The 16047-nt window shown below is 46.3% G+C and carries 17 protein-coding genes and 2 pseudogenes; 12 read left to right on the top strand and 7 right to left on the bottom strand.

Annotated elements, in window-relative coordinates; all coding sequences use genetic code 11:
- Positions 1-188, bottom strand: a pseudogene (locus B5D35_RS19640) (signal recognition particle-docking protein FtsY); the annotation flags it as partial.
- Positions 189-431: 243 nt separating this feature from the next.
- On the opposite strand from B5D35_RS19640, the gene rsmD reads away from it, so the two are divergent.
- Together rsmD and B5D35_RS19630 are read left to right on the top strand one after the other, a co-directional pair.
- On the top strand, positions 432-1067 hold the full coding sequence (rsmD, locus tag B5D35_RS19635) for a 16S rRNA (guanine(966)-N(2))-methyltransferase RsmD (RefSeq protein WP_078754191.1): 636 nt from the start codon (positions 432-434) through the stop codon (positions 1065-1067).
- A complete protein-coding gene (locus B5D35_RS19630; protein WP_078754190.1) occupies positions 1064-1339 on the top strand; it encodes a DUF1145 domain-containing protein in 276 nt (91 codons plus the stop codon). The genes rsmD and B5D35_RS19630 overlap by 4 nt, the downstream gene beginning before the upstream one ends.
- A gap of 50 nt (positions 1340-1389) precedes the next feature.
- On the opposite strand, the gene B5D35_RS19625 is transcribed toward B5D35_RS19630, so the two are convergent.
- From B5D35_RS19625 to B5D35_RS19610, 4 genes are all read right to left on the bottom strand, one after another.
- Positions 1390-1632 (bottom strand): YecH family metal-binding protein, encoded by a 243-nt coding sequence (locus B5D35_RS19625; protein ID WP_078754189.1) that lies wholly within the window; start codon positions 1630-1632, stop codon positions 1390-1392.
- Positions 1633-1712: 80 nt separating this feature from the next.
- On the bottom strand, positions 1713-2027 hold the full coding sequence (locus B5D35_RS19620) for a putative signal transducing protein (protein WP_078754188.1): 315 nt from the start codon (positions 2025-2027) through the stop codon (positions 1713-1715).
- Positions 2028-2037: 10 nt separating this feature from the next.
- Positions 2038-2667, bottom strand: coding sequence for a lysoplasmalogenase (locus B5D35_RS19615; RefSeq protein WP_078754187.1), 630 nt, complete (start codon positions 2665-2667; stop codon positions 2038-2040).
- Positions 2668-2896: 229 nt separating this feature from the next.
- The gene (locus B5D35_RS19610) at positions 2897-3259 is read right to left on the bottom strand and encodes a DUF4145 domain-containing protein (RefSeq protein WP_078754186.1); all 363 of its coding nucleotides are present in this window, start codon (positions 3257-3259) and stop codon (positions 2897-2899) included.
- 206 nt (positions 3260-3465) lie between these two features.
- Here B5D35_RS19610 and B5D35_RS19605 point away from each other — a divergent pair, with 206 nt between their 5' ends.
- Positions 3466-3804, top strand: a complete 339-nt coding sequence (locus B5D35_RS19605; protein WP_078754185.1) for a DUF2500 domain-containing protein — start codon at positions 3466-3468, stop codon at positions 3802-3804.
- On the opposite strand, the gene B5D35_RS19600 is transcribed toward B5D35_RS19605, so the two are convergent.
- The gene (locus B5D35_RS19600) at positions 3805-4806 is read right to left on the bottom strand and encodes an acyltransferase (RefSeq protein WP_078754184.1); all 1002 of its coding nucleotides are present in this window, start codon (positions 4804-4806) and stop codon (positions 3805-3807) included.
- A 419-nt stretch (positions 4807-5225) separates the two neighbouring features.
- Between B5D35_RS19600 and B5D35_RS19595 the strand changes: the two genes are divergently transcribed.
- Together B5D35_RS19595 and B5D35_RS19590 are read left to right on the top strand one after the other, a co-directional pair.
- Complete coding sequence (locus tag B5D35_RS19595; RefSeq protein ID WP_078754183.1) at positions 5226-6236, top strand: alpha/beta fold hydrolase; 1011 nt, start codon at positions 5226-5228, stop codon at positions 6234-6236.
- A 149-nt stretch (positions 6237-6385) separates the two neighbouring features.
- The gene (locus B5D35_RS19590) at positions 6386-7183 is read left to right on the top strand and encodes a Cof-type HAD-IIB family hydrolase (RefSeq protein WP_078754182.1); all 798 of its coding nucleotides are present in this window, start codon (positions 6386-6388) and stop codon (positions 7181-7183) included.
- Between the two features lie 65 nt (positions 7184-7248).
- Here the strand turns inward: B5D35_RS19590 and B5D35_RS19585 are convergent, their stop codons facing one another.
- A complete protein-coding gene (locus B5D35_RS19585; protein WP_078754181.1) occupies positions 7249-7713 on the bottom strand; it encodes an EVE domain-containing protein in 465 nt (154 codons plus the stop codon).
- A 73-nt stretch (positions 7714-7786) separates the two neighbouring features.
- On the opposite strand from B5D35_RS19585, the gene B5D35_RS19580 reads away from it, so the two are divergent.
- The 7 genes and pseudogenes from B5D35_RS19580 to B5D35_RS19550 all read left to right on the top strand — a co-directional run bounded on the left by B5D35_RS19580 (position 7787) and on the right by B5D35_RS19550 (position 15980).
- The gene (locus B5D35_RS19580; protein WP_078754180.1) at positions 7787-9331 is read left to right on the top strand and encodes a COG3650 family protein; all 1545 of its coding nucleotides are present in this window, start codon (positions 7787-7789) and stop codon (positions 9329-9331) included.
- A gap of 18 nt (positions 9332-9349) precedes the next feature.
- Entirely contained in the window at positions 9350-9961 is a 612-nt protein-coding gene (locus B5D35_RS19575) for a tRNA-uridine aminocarboxypropyltransferase (RefSeq protein WP_139367812.1), read from the top strand.
- 86 nt (positions 9962-10047) lie between these two features.
- Positions 10048-11490 (top strand): annotated as a pseudogene (locus B5D35_RS19570) (coniferyl aldehyde dehydrogenase).
- A gap of 262 nt (positions 11491-11752) precedes the next feature.
- On the top strand, positions 11753-13054 hold the full coding sequence (locus B5D35_RS19565) for a metallophosphoesterase (RefSeq protein WP_078754178.1): 1302 nt from the start codon (positions 11753-11755) through the stop codon (positions 13052-13054).
- Positions 13047-14198 (top strand): GTPase-associated system all-helical protein GASH, encoded by a 1152-nt coding sequence (locus tag B5D35_RS19560; protein ID WP_078754177.1) that lies wholly within the window; start codon positions 13047-13049, stop codon positions 14196-14198. The genes B5D35_RS19565 and B5D35_RS19560 overlap by 8 nt, the downstream gene beginning before the upstream one ends.
- Before the next feature lie 20 nt (positions 14199-14218).
- The gene (locus B5D35_RS19555) at positions 14219-15229 is read left to right on the top strand and encodes a TRAFAC clade GTPase domain-containing protein (RefSeq protein ID WP_157828428.1); all 1011 of its coding nucleotides are present in this window, start codon (positions 14219-14221) and stop codon (positions 15227-15229) included.
- The gene (locus B5D35_RS19550) at positions 15216-15980 is read left to right on the top strand and encodes a TRAFAC clade GTPase domain-containing protein (protein ID WP_078754175.1); all 765 of its coding nucleotides are present in this window, start codon (positions 15216-15218) and stop codon (positions 15978-15980) included. The genes B5D35_RS19555 and B5D35_RS19550 overlap by 14 nt, the downstream gene beginning before the upstream one ends.
- Positions 15981-16047: the final 67 nt, after the last annotated feature.

Below are 16047 nucleotides of genomic sequence, written 5' to 3'. Positions count from 1 at the left end.
ACTAAACGGGCTTGTTCTTCCGCGGCGGCTTTCGCTTCTGCTTCAGCAACCAAACGGGCTTGTTCTTCCGCAGCAGCATTCGCTTCGGCTTCGGCTTGAAGGCGATCTTGCTCCGCTTGTTGCTCATCTTCTTTCTTACGGCCGAAACCCAGCCAGGACATAAATCCGCGTTTCTTTTTTTCTGCCATTGGCAAATCCTAAAGCATGATTGGTACAATCGGCGCAATTACAGCGAGCTGATCTAAAACTGTGGCCACTGCGCCTTATAAATGCAGTGTGGTAACGGTGCTATTTCTGCGTTGCTTGTGGCGCAGCGATATTGGCGAAAGAGGATAAACGCTCTAACGTCACTAACCTTAAATAACTTGAGGAAATGCAGTCCAGTTACCGAACTCGCATAGTCTAACACCTTCTTGGCGGTCAAAAAATCTATGGTACGACGTAACCCAAAAAACCCTGTGAAGCAAAATAGTGGTCGGGGCACTCAATCTTCTGGAAATACCGGAGGCGGTTCAGGATTTGTTCGCATCATTTCTGGTAGATGGCGTGGCCGTAAACTACCGGTAAAAAACGTGGAAGGGCTTCGTCCCACCACCGATCGCGTCAAAGAAACCGTATTCAATTGGCTGGCCGCAGACCTCTATGAGGCGAAGTGTCTCGATGTTTTCGCGGGAAGTGGTGGTCTTGGCTTAGAAGCCTTGTCGCGCCAAGCCGAACATGTCACCCTTTTGGAGCTCGACAAAGGGGCAGCAGCGCAAATTAATCAAAACCTTGCCGCGCTAAATGCAGAGAATGCAACGGTGAAGAATGTCGATGCACTGCAGTTTTTATCCCAGACTGGTCAAGCGTTTGATGTGGTTTTTATTGACCCACCATTTCGCAAAGAATTGCTGAATGAGGCAATCGACAAATTGGAAACCAATGGTTGGTTAAGCCCCAATGCATTGATTTATATAGAAGCGGAAAAAGAATTTGGACTTCCGGTGGTACCAAACCACTGGGATATGATTAAGGAAAAACATGCCGGACAAGTCAGTTTCCGGTTGTATCAAAGAGAGGAAAAATGAAAGCACTTATCTTACTGGCAAAAGCTGCCATTGGTTTTGTCTGGTTTGTGTTAATCGCCAATATTGTCCAACCGTTCCCAGGTGTGGCGGCGATGGCACTCTATATCATGACCGCTTTCTTGTTCTGTATGCACGGCCTGCAAATGCTCATTTTCATTGGTGCTTTCGGGGATAAAATCACGATGACGCGCTGGGAGAAGTGGTCCATTCTGCTGTTTGGCATTTTCGCGTTGCTGGATATCCGTCGCAAGTATATGGTCGGTAAAGAATAAACTGCCGCAATATACAAAAAGGCCTCTCTACGAGGCCTTTTTTCTGCAATCTATTCACCGTGTTGACAGATACGCGCTTCATTCACCATCAACGCACCTGCATTTTCGAGGATTTTTTTTCGACGACGCAAGAACACCAGCACGTCACTAAATTTCATGTCTTTTTGGCTGCATGTATGAAATCTGGCGCCTTCTCCCCACTGCCCGTCCACCCAGTTTGTCAATGCTCGCTCTGACATGGGTTCGGTTTTTAAATGGTTGAGGATCTGATGAACATGAATAGAAGTTTGCATATTGTTGTTCGCTTACTCTGTATTTCAATTGGCACATACAAACACAGGCGAACGTAAGAATTGTTGATATGTCTCAATGGTCACACGGTTTCAGTGCGCGGTGCACCACATTGCCAACATATCTCAAAGTTTCCGCCATTCTCTTCCTGGCAATCACGGCAAAACCACACAACGCTGGACTGCGCTTCATAATGCAGCAGAGCTTTTCGTGCCACGGCTTCTCGTGCAATGTCTACCCACAAGGTAACAGCCAACACATCTGCCGGTAGTTCCCCTGTGGCACTGGATAAAGACTCGCCTTTCAACATCACCCGAATACCTTCAGACTCCAACATTCCTTTCAGGCTATGCGCCTCCAAAGAATTGCTGGCACTATACACTTGAATCCATGACATGAATGGCTCCTTAGTGGACAAACAAGACTGAGGCGGTGATAAGCCCCTGAGCACAAAAGTATGTGCTCATGATCAACAGCACAGACGTGCGAAACGGTCCTTTAAATCGGTCAAATGCGAGCACGGTGTCTGACAACATAAATAACAATGCACCACTGAACGCATAGGCTGCCATGGGGGATTGCGCAGCCATCCAAAACTCCCCCGCCCCCCATGCCATCTGTGCGATGACAGCAATGTACAGCCCAACAGGAATAATCAGTTGGCCCAAGTTTGGCAATAATAAGAAGAAAATCAGCACACTGGCAGCACCGATAAGAGAAGGGAGCCACCATATCATCGGGCCATCGAATTGCTGCCAAAACGCCACGCTATACAAGATGTGAGCAACAAGAAAACTGAGCAATCCAGGAATAAATCGGTCTTTGGGTAACATAAGGAAAATGTCACCAACCAGAGAAAAAGCCAGACCCGCAATGATCCAGTGGGTATAACTGCTTTCTTGCCCCCCCGCCATCGCAATAACGATAAGGATCGCGATGGTGAGCGGTTTAAAAAGATAAAACTGCCAGCGAGGTCCTTTATAGGCAGCGCTAATATGTAGAAGTCCTGAGCAACAGACAGCAAACCAACTCAACATGACTTATTCCCTTACATTTCAAGCCAACCAAGTCTAGAGATGCACCATATAAAGTCCACCGCCTAGATCTCAGAAAGCGAAGCGCACATCAAAAGCGTAATAAGCCTCATCAATACCTATGAAATTTTTGGGTATTTATCACGTCATCACCGTCTCTTTTTAGCGACGTTAAGAAAGAATTTTTGCTACAAAAAAAGCACCTGTCACGGTGCTTTCTTTTGTGGGTAGATTACTGCCCAACAATGTGCCGCCAGTTCTCGATATAGAACCAAACTGCGCCAGCTGTTACTGCAAAGATAAGGAACAGGGCAACACGCCAGATCATTCGACTGCTGCGTGGTTGCAGTTCTTTTTCACATTGCTTACACGCGCTCATAAAGCCACGCATATCGTCAACTTCGTATCCGTCTTCATGCACGGCTTTGTTTCTGATCGTGGCAATAAATCGCAGTTTCGCGATCACATCGTGAGGTAATCGCTCTTGGCAACTGCTCACAAGTTCATGTAATCCGCGCCCCTGAGCATGGTAGTGTTCTTTGAGAAGCCCCTCCAGACGCCGACTTTGTCTAACTACTTTGCCAATGTCATCCATGTAGACCTCCGTAACGCCTTTAACGTCCCTTATTAAATTATAAAGGCTTACAAAAGAGAAATGTCTTTAATTTTGTTTACATTAGCGTCATTTCTAACGCCGATAAGTGCTATCGATCACGAATTCACGGAGGCACGCGTTTGCCAAATTACGGTCTGAAGTAGTATTGGCAACGATAGTTTGTGGCCGGAAACAAGGAGAACCCCGTGCCTATTTCGCTGTTTTTAATCATTGTTGCACTTGCGATTGTCGCCGGTGTTTATTTTTTCTTAATTTTTCAAAAACACACGCTGGGCAAAGGCGCTGAAGAGCGTGCTATCGATATTCGCATCCTCGACAAACAGTCTGTTGCTATTCCCAACCCAGGACAGCATGAAGATCCTGAGGAATACTGGATTTACGTTGAGCCTATCGACGGCGGCCCGAAACGCGAATTCCAAGTCGGCGTGCATTACTACCATGCGCTACAACAGGGCGACTGTGGCACCATGAGCTACCGAGGTTCCCATTTCCTTCACTTTGCCAAGTGGCAACGTAGTCAGTAATTACGGCACCAACCAAGCCGTGAACCGCCATTTCGCCAGACATTTGCTTGTCCCATAAGACAGCACAAAAACGGCAAGAGTCACTACGGGAATTGTTAACCATGCCCATGGGAGAACGATTCCCAACTCCCTTATTGGCCATAAAAATACAGGATGTATCAGATAGATGCCGAATGAATGTCGAGCCATCCGTGTCATTCTCTTCTGCGCTGGCTCAGACAATGTTTCCGCCCAATGTTTACACAACCCAAACACCATCGCGGCAATCAGGACGGTATTGATCGTCTTGTAGGAAAACCAGCCAGCACTCGTGTATGCACCAGAGGATACGCTTTTTGAAATGGCCATGTATTCGGTAGACACCAAGGCCAACACGCCGAAAAACAGAAGAAAACGAAACGGCCAAACACGGGAGTGCATCGCAAGCCCCAGAAGCAGATAGCCGCCATACAAGGCCAAATCTTCTATCAGTCCAAATGACACACCAAATAATCTCGCCACACACAGCACAAACCAAGACATCAGCAAGGCATGAAAGAGATTGTGGTCGTTTTGCTGAACAACTGGGCGAAGTACAGGAATGAGAAGATAGAGCGGAATAAAATAATAGAAGAATCCGAGATGGTAGTAGGTTTCTTCAACAGGGAAATGCGTCAGTAGCTGCACAGTTTCCGTCCAGCTTATATTGTGCAACGAAATACCTGCGAGGACCGCATAAAAAATAGACCACACCACAAATGGAACAAACACTTTCATGACCCGACGACGAACAAACAACGACGCGGAAAAAGGCCGAGTGTCTGAAAGCAATAATGCACCGGTGATCATGATAAATACGGGCACGGCCCATCGACTAGCACCGTTGATAGAAATTGCTGCAATCCAGTCTGAATCAGGAATATCGCCGGATAGATGTCGATAAGGGCCTAAAACATGAATCGCGATAACCGCAATAGCCGCTATCACACGCAGTAGCTCTATGTAGACTATTTTCTTTTGCATACCCCAACCAGATGATTATTCATTCACACCTTCATTGCCCGATCACTTCCTTGATGTCAGCCAACACAACTAGAAAGCGTCCCAATAGTACGTGGCTGTAATGAGTCATAATATTTTGATTTATGCGCAGGTTCCGTACAACCCTGCTGACGGGAAACCGGTCATTACTTTTTTTTCCCGTTTTCTCAATACGGTGGCCTTTCTCGCCCCTCTTTCCCCCGGCTTATACCTAGGTGAGTCAGTCTGTTTTAATGTCAATCTGTCGCACATATAAACAAAGACTAAGTTCAACAGCTAACATTTAGTGGCTGTTTTAGTTACGCCTGATGTGACCAAGTCATGGCAACGAGAATCATCAACTAAAGCTAGCTCCACACGTGTCTGTGGTATGCTAAATAAAAAACCAAGCCGGATCACACATGTCAATTGAACGCCCTTTTTTATTTTCCAGCGAGAAAACACTGACGTCGACAATGGTCGAGCAGATTTCTCCATTCTGGGCATCTCGACAACAAGGCCAGATTGTCGGCCATGACGGATTGCGCCTTAACTGGTGTTCATTCACTAAACCTGAGCACACCAAAGCGATTGTGGTCGTGAACGGTCGCATTGAAGCCACGGCAAAATACCAAGAAGTGTTTTTTGATCTGTTTCGTCAGGGATATGACATCTACAGCTACGACCATCGCGGTCAGGGTCACAGTCACCGATTAGTCATTGGCAGTGATATCGGCCACGTGGTCAACTTCGAGCACTATGTGGACGACCTCGAAACCTTTATCGATGGAGTGGTGGTACAAAAAAACCACCAACAACGCATGATACTGGCGCATTCCATGGGCGGAGCCATCTCTGTGCTTTATGCGGCCCGCAGACCAAACGCCATTGATGCTATCGCGCTCAGCGCACCGATGCTGGGCATCCAACTGTCACCGCTGCTTCAGAAAGTGGCCAAGCCTTTATGTAAAGCCCTGTCCTCATGCCAACACCCTGCGGGCTTTGCTCCGGGTCAGGTACCGTATTGGGCAAAGCCGTTCAAACATAACGTATTAACACAATCAGAGGCTCGCTATCAGTGGTTTCGAGAGCTGTATGAAGCCGACGAGACACTAAAAGTCGGCGGCCCAAGTGCACAATGGATATGGCAAAGTCTGCATGCCTGTGAACACATGATGCAGGCAGCAACGCAGATAAAAATGCCAGTGCTCTTGTTGCAAGCGGCGCGCGACCAGATTGTGTGTAACGAAGCGATATTCCAGTTCCATCGAGACCGTCTAGCTGCAGGGCTTCCCGTCCAATTCGATATCATTGCTGAGTCTCGTCACGAGCTTTTATTTGAACAAGATGGCATTCGAAATCAGGCACTTGAGAAAGTGTTAACCTTCTTCGCCGCACAAGTCAACGAGGTACCTCTCGAACAGACAGCCTAAGTCTGATCGGCCTAAAAAGGGAAAAAGCAGTTTGTCACTTATTCCCTTTTCTTTCCCCTTTTGTTGGATACACTTGTACCGTTCGCTCAGGCAGCTACGCCTAGCACGTAAAACAGACAGAGACATTCTGCTCCCCTACAGAGGTATCCATGTACAAAATCGTTGCGTCCGATCTCGACGGCACCTTGTTGACCCCAGAACACACCATTGCCCCATACACCAAAGAGGTGCTTCAGCGTCTGCATCAAAAAGGGGAGCATTTTGTGTTTGCGACAGGCCGTCACAACATCGACGTTGCACACATTCGCAAAAACGTGGGTATCCCCGCGTTTATGATCACCTCAAACGGTGCACGCGTGCATGATGAAAACGACAACCTCATCTTCAGCCGCAATGTTGAGCCTGAAATTTTGGCTGAGTTGGTCAAGATGGTGAAAGACGACGAAACCGTCACCATCCACATCTACCGTGAAAACGACTGGTTGTTGAACCGTGTAGATGAAGATCTGGCTAAATTTCACAAAGAATCAGGCTTCGGCTTTACTGAATTCGACCCAGAACACCCACCACTGGAAGACGTCGCGAAAATTTTCTTTATCCGCCACGACCACGACTATCTGGCAGAATACGAGAAAAAGTTCATCGATACCTTTGGTGACAAAGTGAGCGTGGCATTCTCAACTCCATTCTGTCTGGAAGTCATGGCAGCAGGCGTGTCAAAAGGTGAAGCGCTGAAGGCTGTGGCAGAGTTAAAAGGCTTTAGCCTAGAAGAGTGTATCGCGTTTGGTGACGGTATGAATGACGTTGAAATGCTGAGTGCCGCGAAAAAAGGCCTGATCATGGAAACCGCGCATCCACGCGTGAAAGCGACGCTGCCAAACAATGAAGTCATTGGCAGCCATGCTGACGAAGCCGTCGCTCGCTACCTAGAACAGCACTTGCTTTAACCGCTAGGTTTCAACTCATAATGGCAGCGTTCCCCCCGCTGCCGTTTTTTCTCCTCCCCCGCGACTTAACGCTCCCGTTTTTCAGACATTGCTAGAATTTCGTTCCACTGCATTTCCGTGACCGGCATGATGCTAAGACGACTGCCTTTTTTCACCAATGGCATATCTTCCAGCGCAGGGTTCGCTTTGATGCGTGCGAGCGACACATAATTCAGATGCTGTTTATAGCCCACATCGACCATGATCCATCGCGGGCTGTCTGGTGCGCTTTTGGGGTCAAAGTAGTCGCTTTCAGGGTCAAACTGGAAATAATCGGGATAGGCTTCTTTCACGACTTCAGCAATACCCACTACGCCTACATCCTTGCACGATGAGTGATAAATAAACGCCATATCGCCAACTTTCATTCCGTCACGCATCATATTTCGTGCCTGATAATTGCGAACACCTTCCCAACAAGAGACCTTTTGCTGTTTTAAGGTGTCTATAGAAAACGTGTCAGGCTCGGTTTTCAGTAGCCAATACGCCATAATTCCCCCGTTTTAGCGATATCCTGTAAAAGGTTTTAACGCGAACGCCACTGAAAGAGAAGAGGAATCTCATTTGTTTAGTTTGAACCATCGCCTTCCCAAAACGCTGCTCGCCTTATCCCTTGCCGCGTTGCTCTCAGCGTGCAGCACTTCTCCTTCTGGGCCGGTTGAGTTGGGAAACTCTGACGATTTGTTGGGTGAAAGCAGTACCACACACCAAGATGCCATCACGCCACAACGCTTCATGCTGCGCGGTGATGTATCACTTGGCCACGAAGTCCGCACCATTACGCCTTGTGGCAGTAACACCCAATACTGGCTTCAACTGCCTCCCTCAATGAGCCAGCAAGGCATGGCATTATCATCCAGCCCTTATGACGCAATCTATGGCGAAGTGATCGGCGAATTTATACCGCCTTCAGCCGACGGCTTCGCGGCAGATTACCCTGCAACCTTCAAAGTGACGCAACTAAATCTGATGTCCGCAGAAATCAATGGTTGTCAGCAGGCTCGGAATAAAACTGTGGCATCAGGTAGTGAGCCTTTTTGGTCAGTGTCTGCTTCTAACAATACACTGCGATACCAACAACTGGGTGAACAGGCAAAGGTATACCCGTTAACGGCGCGTACAATTTTGCCCAAAGCCCGTGTTTATGATGCTGAAAATGCATCACTCACGCTCACCCCTGCACTTTGCAACGACACCATGAGCGACAGCATTTACGGTTGGACATCGACGTTTATTCAAGACGGAAAAACGCTGAAAGGTTGTGCGACGTTATCCGCTGATGACCCGACGTTGCCTTGGGTGGCGCAATACCGTGGCCAAACCCACTTAGGCGATACCACAATCACCACCACCTTGACGTTGAACCCCGATCATTCGGCCACCACACTGTATGAGCAGGACAACAGCACACCACTGACTGAAACAGGTGTGTGGCAACAAGTCAGCGACAACAAAGTGCACGTGATGATGACGCGCCATCAAGGCCAATACCTCATCAGCGAACGCATTTTTACTCGCCAAGGCTTTGTGTTAAATGCGGACAGTGAAATCGTTAACGGCAGCAAATACAGTCTGGGCGAAAATGGGTTATCACTCAATTTGATGGTGGGCACCGAAAAACGGCACACATCGCTGGGTGCGAAAGTGAATAGCAGGGCCGACGCAAACCCCAACGTCGAGAAGGCACTAAACACTTATCTTGGCGACACGCTGGATAAGATGCCAAGCACCCAATATCGCTGGCTCACCCAAGACCTAAACAGTGACGGAGACAAAGAACTGTTAGTACTTACTGACTGGTGTGGCAGTGGTGGCTGCACGGTGCTGATTTTTTCCAATCAACATGGTGAATGGCAGTTCAACAGTCGTATCACATTGGCACATGTGCCCTTTCAAATGAGTAACGCCACATCTAACGGCTGGCACGATCTCATCTTCCCTGTCGGTGGCGGTGGCGCAAAAGCGGCCAGTCATGTGTTGCAATTTAACGGGCAGCGTTATCCGGGCAATCCTTCCGTTGCACCAAAAATCGCAATCCCAGATACTTCCGATACCCTGCTGTTTGCTGATGGTATCTATCCCCAGCAAGTGGGGGCTAAACTGAAATAAGAGATAAGGAGAGCCACATTGCGCACCAAACCCACCCCCTGCCCTCAATGTGGCTTTCACTACAATTGCATCTGTGAACTTGTGCCTGCACTTTCCAGCGAAGTGCGTATTGAGCTATTAATGCACAAGACAGAAGTCGCTCGTGCAACCAATACCGGCCAATTGCTCGAACACGCGCTGCCTTATTGCCGTCGCCATGTCTGGCACCGGAAAGCACCGCCCGCTGAATTGCTGACATTGCTCGCCGACCCTGCAGCAGAACCTTATTTAGTGTTCCCTGATGGATCGGCCATCTCGCTCGAATCGGCGGTGAACAGGCGAACAGCAAAACCAGAAGCGAAGCCCCTCCACTTCATCATCATTGACGCAACCTGGCAGCAGGCCCGCAAAATGCTGAGAAAAAGTCCGTGGCTTAGCGATGTTCCGACCGTTTCTCTACCCGATAACCTCACAACGACCTATCAGTTAAGGCGCAATCAACCCGAAGGGGGCCTTTGCACCTGCGAGGTTGGAATATTGCTACTTGAAGCCATGCATGAGCCGGGCAACGCCCGTGCACTGACAAACTACTTCCATCAATTTATGGCCGTATTTGAGGCAGACAGACAACACCAATCCCTGTCACAGTAAGGATTCGCTGTTTGTTCGAGAGCTTGCCTTTATGCTGGTCTGACCTTATGTTTATTGGTGAGTAAGTAGACACAGGAAACACGAAAATGACCGTGGTATCTATGACAGCCAGTGTCCCTCTAGAGCAGCAAATCAGCACACTGGAAACACAGTTCGCTCGTATGTTCGAATTGACCAACCAGACGCCAGATATTGCTTACGACGAGCGCATTGACGACCTGAATCGGCTGCAAAAATCCCTGAAAAAGCATTACGACGCTATCGTTACCGCCCTCTCGTAAGACTATGGCCATCGCAGTGAAACTGATTCGCTCATGGCAGATATTCTGCCGTGTTTTCAGACCCTGCATTACACCAAGCGCAAACTGAAGCGATGGATGAAGCCATCTCGCCGCTCAGAAGGAGTATTGCTCATGCCTGCCAAAGTGGCGGTGCACTATCAGGCACTCGGTGTGGTTGGCATCATCGTGCCTTGGAATTTCCCCATTACCTTGAGCCTCATTCCTCTCATCACCGCCCTTGCCGCAGGCAATCGCGTGATGATCAAGATGAGCGAGTTCACCCCGCTGACCAATCAAGCAGTCAGAGCCTTGCTTGCTGACGCTTTTTCAGAAGACAAAGTCTGCATCGTTGAAGGTGACGTTGCGGTGGCGACCGCATTTACCAAGTTGCCTTTTGATCATCTGCTTTTCACCGGCTCGACAGAAGTAGGCAAAAAAGTCATGGAAGCGGCTTCAGCAAACCTAACATCTGTCACGCTGGAGCTTGGCGGTAAATCACCGGTTATCGTCGCACCAGATGTCGACATGACACTTGCCGCGGAACGGGTGCTCTTTGGTAAGAACCTGAATGCCGGACAGATTTGTGTAGCACCAGACTATGCGTTCGTGCATGAAGAAAAGCTGGATGAATTTGTAGAAGCCCTTCGCGTGCAGTGGCAAAAGGCTTACCCGAAAGGGCTACAAAGTAAAGACCGTACCGCCATCATCAACGAGCGCCAATTTACGCGCTTGACCGACATCATCAAAGACACGGAGCAACAAGGACTAACGGTGATCCCTCTTGCTGATCCTGCCGCTTTGCCAACACAGCGCAAGCTGGCTCTGCATCTGGTGGTAAATCCCCCCGTGAACAGCAGTATCATGCAACAGGAAATTTTTGGCCCGCTACTGCCCATCATTACCTACAACGACGTGCACGATGTGATTCATACACTTCACCACCAACCACGACCGCTCGCGCTCTACCTGATGAGTTTTGAGAAAGAATTTATTCAATATGTCATTCGCAACACGCATTCCGGCTCAATCGCCGTCAATGACACCATCATGCAGGTTGCCATCGATGATGCCCCCTTTGGCGGCGTCGGGGCTTCAGGTCTCGGTCATTACCATGGCATTGAAGGCTTTCGCACATTCAGTCATGCCAAAACCGTGCTCCAACGCGGCAAATTCAACCCTGGCAAACTATTTACCCCGCCCTACGGCAGATGGTGGCAGAAGATCGCATTGAAGCTGTTTCTGCGATAACGCCCTTTACAAAAAACGCTCCCAAAGGAGCGTTTTTTCTCAATCTATTTATGTGATTTTGTGTAGTGACAATAAAGTTTGCCCGTAGCGGAATGTTGAGACAAAAAAGCTTTCCCTCACAACTTGTTAGCGTTCTTCGCTAAATCTCAAGCTATTTGACAAAAAGTTGCCTAACTCCATATTTCACAATTATTTTATTGAGTTGCCTTGCGGAACGCTGCAGTATCACAAATGAGAACGCACTGTATCATAGAGGCCCACTTTGCTCCGACTTTTACACCTTTCAGATATCCACTTTCGCACTTCCGATCTCGAGTCACCTGACATAGACCCAAATAGCCACATCCGAGATCTGATGATGCGAGACTTAAAAGCAGTATGCACTGAGCATGATAAAGCGATTGACGCTATCATGATCACTGGCGATATAGCTTACGCCGCTCACCCCAAAGAGTTCGAAGAAGCCAAGATGTGGTTGAAGGAGTTATGTGATAGCACTGGGTGTAGAGAAGAACGTGTCTATGTCGTCCCTGGTAATCATGATGTAGATAGAACAAAGGCTGACAACATCGCAGTTAAGGCCTTTAGACATATTATAAAAAATGATAATAACCCGCATGCAAGAGATTCACATGTGCGAGAATTCCTTTCCAATGAAATCTCGGGTATTCCAATTGTTGCGCCCCTTAAAAACTATATCGATTTCTCAAACTCATTCGACTGTGGTCTCACCTATGACAAGCCTTATTGGAACCAAACAATAGAATTGTCGCCTCGCGTTGATCTATATATAAGAGGAATTACGACAGCTCTATTTTCGAGCAGTGAGGATACTCATAACAGCCTGATTGTAGACTCCAGACAGTTCTCCTTTCCTAATAAACCTGGGGAGCTATACATTTCTCTTATGCATCACCCATACGACTGGATACTTGATGGAGATGCAAAGAATGATGAGCTGGATAACTTCGTACAGTTGCAACTATTTGGCCACGTACACAAAGCAAAAGTAACGCTAGGCGAAAATAGCTTAAAAATCTGTTCTGTTGCTTTGCATCCTGACAAAACTGAATCACGTTATGAACCTGGTTATGCGCTGATTGATTTGCAGGAAGGTGAAAGTGATCACAAGCACACAAATGTGAATGTTGAAGTTTTTATGAGGCTAATGACCACTAACCCCCCTTCATTTCATTTTAAAGGTTTTTTCAACGGTAACTCGCTGAAGAAAACAGTCCAGATCCCAGTGAAAAATATCAGTGCCGCAAATATAGTTAAATCAGAACAGGCTATTACGCCTAATGACACCCTATTGATATCCTCTACCTCTGAACAACCAAATGCTTCACCTGAAGTATCGAAGAGTGTCGCTTTTCTGTTTCAGGAACTCTCTGGATCCAGTCAACGAAAAATTCTAGACGAAATTGGTTTGTTGACTGACGAAGAATGGAAAACAAGAAGCGGTGTCGAACTCCAAGTTATAGCATTTCATCGCGCCTCAGAGCAGAACCGATTTGACCAGCTTAAACACATGATATTTGCGGAGAGAAAACTCAATGACTGATAGTACGATCGCTCAAAATCAGATAGATAGTAAACCTTTTGATGATTTCTCCGATTGGCTAGTACCCACTATAGTGGGAACAACGAGGGAAGAATACCCTTTCCGTTGGAAAACAATGGAAAGGCTCTTTATCACTTCTTGTTTAGAAGATGAACAATTGGGCATCTGGCTGAGTAATTTAATCACTGCCTCAGTTGAAACTTCTAATGCTCCCCCTGATGTCCTAATAAGACTAAGAGCTGAGATTAAAGCTGATGATCCGATGTATTCCAATAGCTCTGACAAAGGAGTGGAAGAAGCTAGAAACCTCGCTTCCTATGGTCTCCGGCTGATCTTGGATGATGAAATTTGGCAGACAGAAATTTGTTCGGTAGTAGCGACAAAAATTCTTGCTGCCTCTTTTGATGGGATGAGAACATTTAAAGGTGGTGTCGACTTATACACTTTGGCTAAAGACACCAATCACCGACTGGTTAGGAGCCTACGAGATAAAAAGTGCGTATCAGTATCTAAACTCTCACTTTTGGAATTTTCCAAAAGCCTAGAGGAAAATATTAGCCGCCTGACAGACGAAAACGAAGCAGTTGATACCGATGACATTAAAGATATTTCTTTAATCTTAGTTAAATCAGTGAAAAGTCAGATAAATAAAATCAACGAGCTATCGGCAGCTTTGTCATCCAATGTTCAAAAAGAAAACAATAAAACAGCTGAAGAGCTAGAGGTTCTCTGGTTTGTTACCACGGCTTGGAGCGAGATATTGGAAAAACCATACTCTGACCTATCTACGACTCAAAAAGTAGTCGATTTCGCCGTTTCACTGAGCAACAGAACCTATATACAGGCCGAGCTACCATCGCTTCAAGCGTTGGCTCATAAACTCGAAATTACGAATGAGATCGTAACATTTGAAGATTTCGTTGAAGAAACTGTGAGTTATGAGGGGCTTAACAAGCTAGACTTCGATGAGATCAATACTTCTACGCCGTATTTATTTGCATTGAAGTTGAAAAGAATCGGTGCTTGGAAGAAAAAATGGGAACAAGATACTGGTCTAAGTACAAAAATAGATATTAATGCACAGAATCTAGCTGTTCAGGTTTACCGCGAGTTGTTGTCGGTGAATTGGGATGACAGCCTATGAGTTGTAGTAACCCTAATTGCATGGTTTCTGAAACGGGGAGCTGTACCAGAGAACTCTCAACTGATTTATGTCCAGATTACAGTGGTATAGAGGACATAGATATAATCCAGCCAGACAGTCTAGTTGACAATAGCGGTGATGCTGACAACTTAGAGGTTAAAGAGGCAAAAGATGGATCAAAGGATAACTTTAAATTTCAAGGACAAAAACCGTTATCTTTAGATGAGGCATCATCTTTGGCAAAAGACATTCCGATTACACTAATCTCATTTGTAGGCCCAGTAAACGTCGGGAAAACAACTCTAATATCAAGTATTTATGATGCTTTTGGGCGACATAATCTCAACTCGCTCAAATTCGGAAAATCGTTAACAATTTCAGCCTTTGAAAGACTGTGCCACTCTGCAAGATCTAGCTCACAAGGTCGAGAAATATCAACACCAAGAACATCTACATATGATGAAGTGAAATTTTACCATATCGCAGCAGTTAATAATCTCGGTAAACGAGTTGATTTACTTTTGGCTGATCGCTCAGGCGAAAACTACATTGAGATGGTAGATGACATATCTCTATGCAAGACTTATGCAGAATTAAAAAGAAGCGATCTAATCTGTTTTCTAGTTGACGCATCAAAGCTAATAGATATGACGCAGAGACATAAAACAAGAGCAAAAACGACTAAGTTCATTGATAGCCTATATGAAACACAAGTATTAACAGCCAAATCAAACTGCATTTTGTTGGCGACAAAATATGATGAGATAGCCAGTTCTGATGCTGAGGAACAATGTAGGCAAGAACTCCAAAGAATTGTAGACAACGTTAGATCTAAGCTATCGATAGAGATTAGCCCGATGCAGATAGCTGCAAGGCCTTGCTTTACTGACAATCCAGGTATCGAAAGGATAGATAAACTTCTATCTGTATTCTCTGACTCGAAGATGCCCAAAAAAGATATTTCTCAAAACTGCAGAAAATTCACATCTAGAAGTTTCCATAATCTGGAGTTGATTCATGAAAGATATTAAAGAGATAAAACTCACCTTTTGTGGTCTTCCAGAATCTGGTAAGACGAGTTTTCTCGCAGCCCTGAGCCATCTTTCCAATAGTTGTGAAATAGCAACGGACTTGAAGTTGGAAAGCCTACCCAAGCACAGATATTTTATTAATAATCTTGCGGATCGCTGGTTGGGGTGTGAAGAAGTCCTACGAACTCAAGTATCCAATCGAGACCGATTAGAGATGACAGTTTCAAAAGGAAGCCAAAGATTTCGATTAGAAATGCCTGATTTGTCGGGTGAAACTTGGAAAAACTTGTGGGTTGATCATGAGCTAGATAACGAGAATATATCTTTTATTAACCAGTCTCACGGGATATTATTCTTTATCCATTGCGACAACATTCAATACCCTTACACCATTGGTGATGTGCAAGTAATGAACTACACCACAGATTCTAACGGAGATGAAAAGGCCAAACCTGCCCCTTGGAATCCGAGCATACACACCCCAACACAAACCATTGTTGTAGATCTCCTTTCCAAACTGTTCTCGCTAATTGATAACCGAGAAGCAAGACTCGCTATTGTTCTATCTGCTTGGGACAAAGCAGATGAAGGTATCGCACCCACTGCGTTTATTCAGAGAGAACTCCCCCTTCTTGGCCAATATTTAAACAGCAAACTAGACTTTCAATATGTGGAAATATTTGGAGTTAGCGCACAAGGAGGCGACTTGAAGAATAATGAAATTAGAACGCGACTAGGCTTTGTTGCTTAAATCGATGGAACTAAATCTAGAAGCTACGATCTGATCGGCTACACCCATCAATCGTCGTAGTCTCATG

Origin of the sequence: Enterovibrio nigricans DSM 22720 (genome assembly GCF_900167155.1) — a bacterium.
Classification (GTDB): domain Bacteria; phylum Pseudomonadota; class Gammaproteobacteria; order Enterobacterales; family Vibrionaceae; genus Enterovibrio; species Enterovibrio nigricans.
The sequence above is the reverse complement of the archived record's forward strand: the minus strand, read 5'-3'. Positions and strand labels throughout refer to the sequence as shown.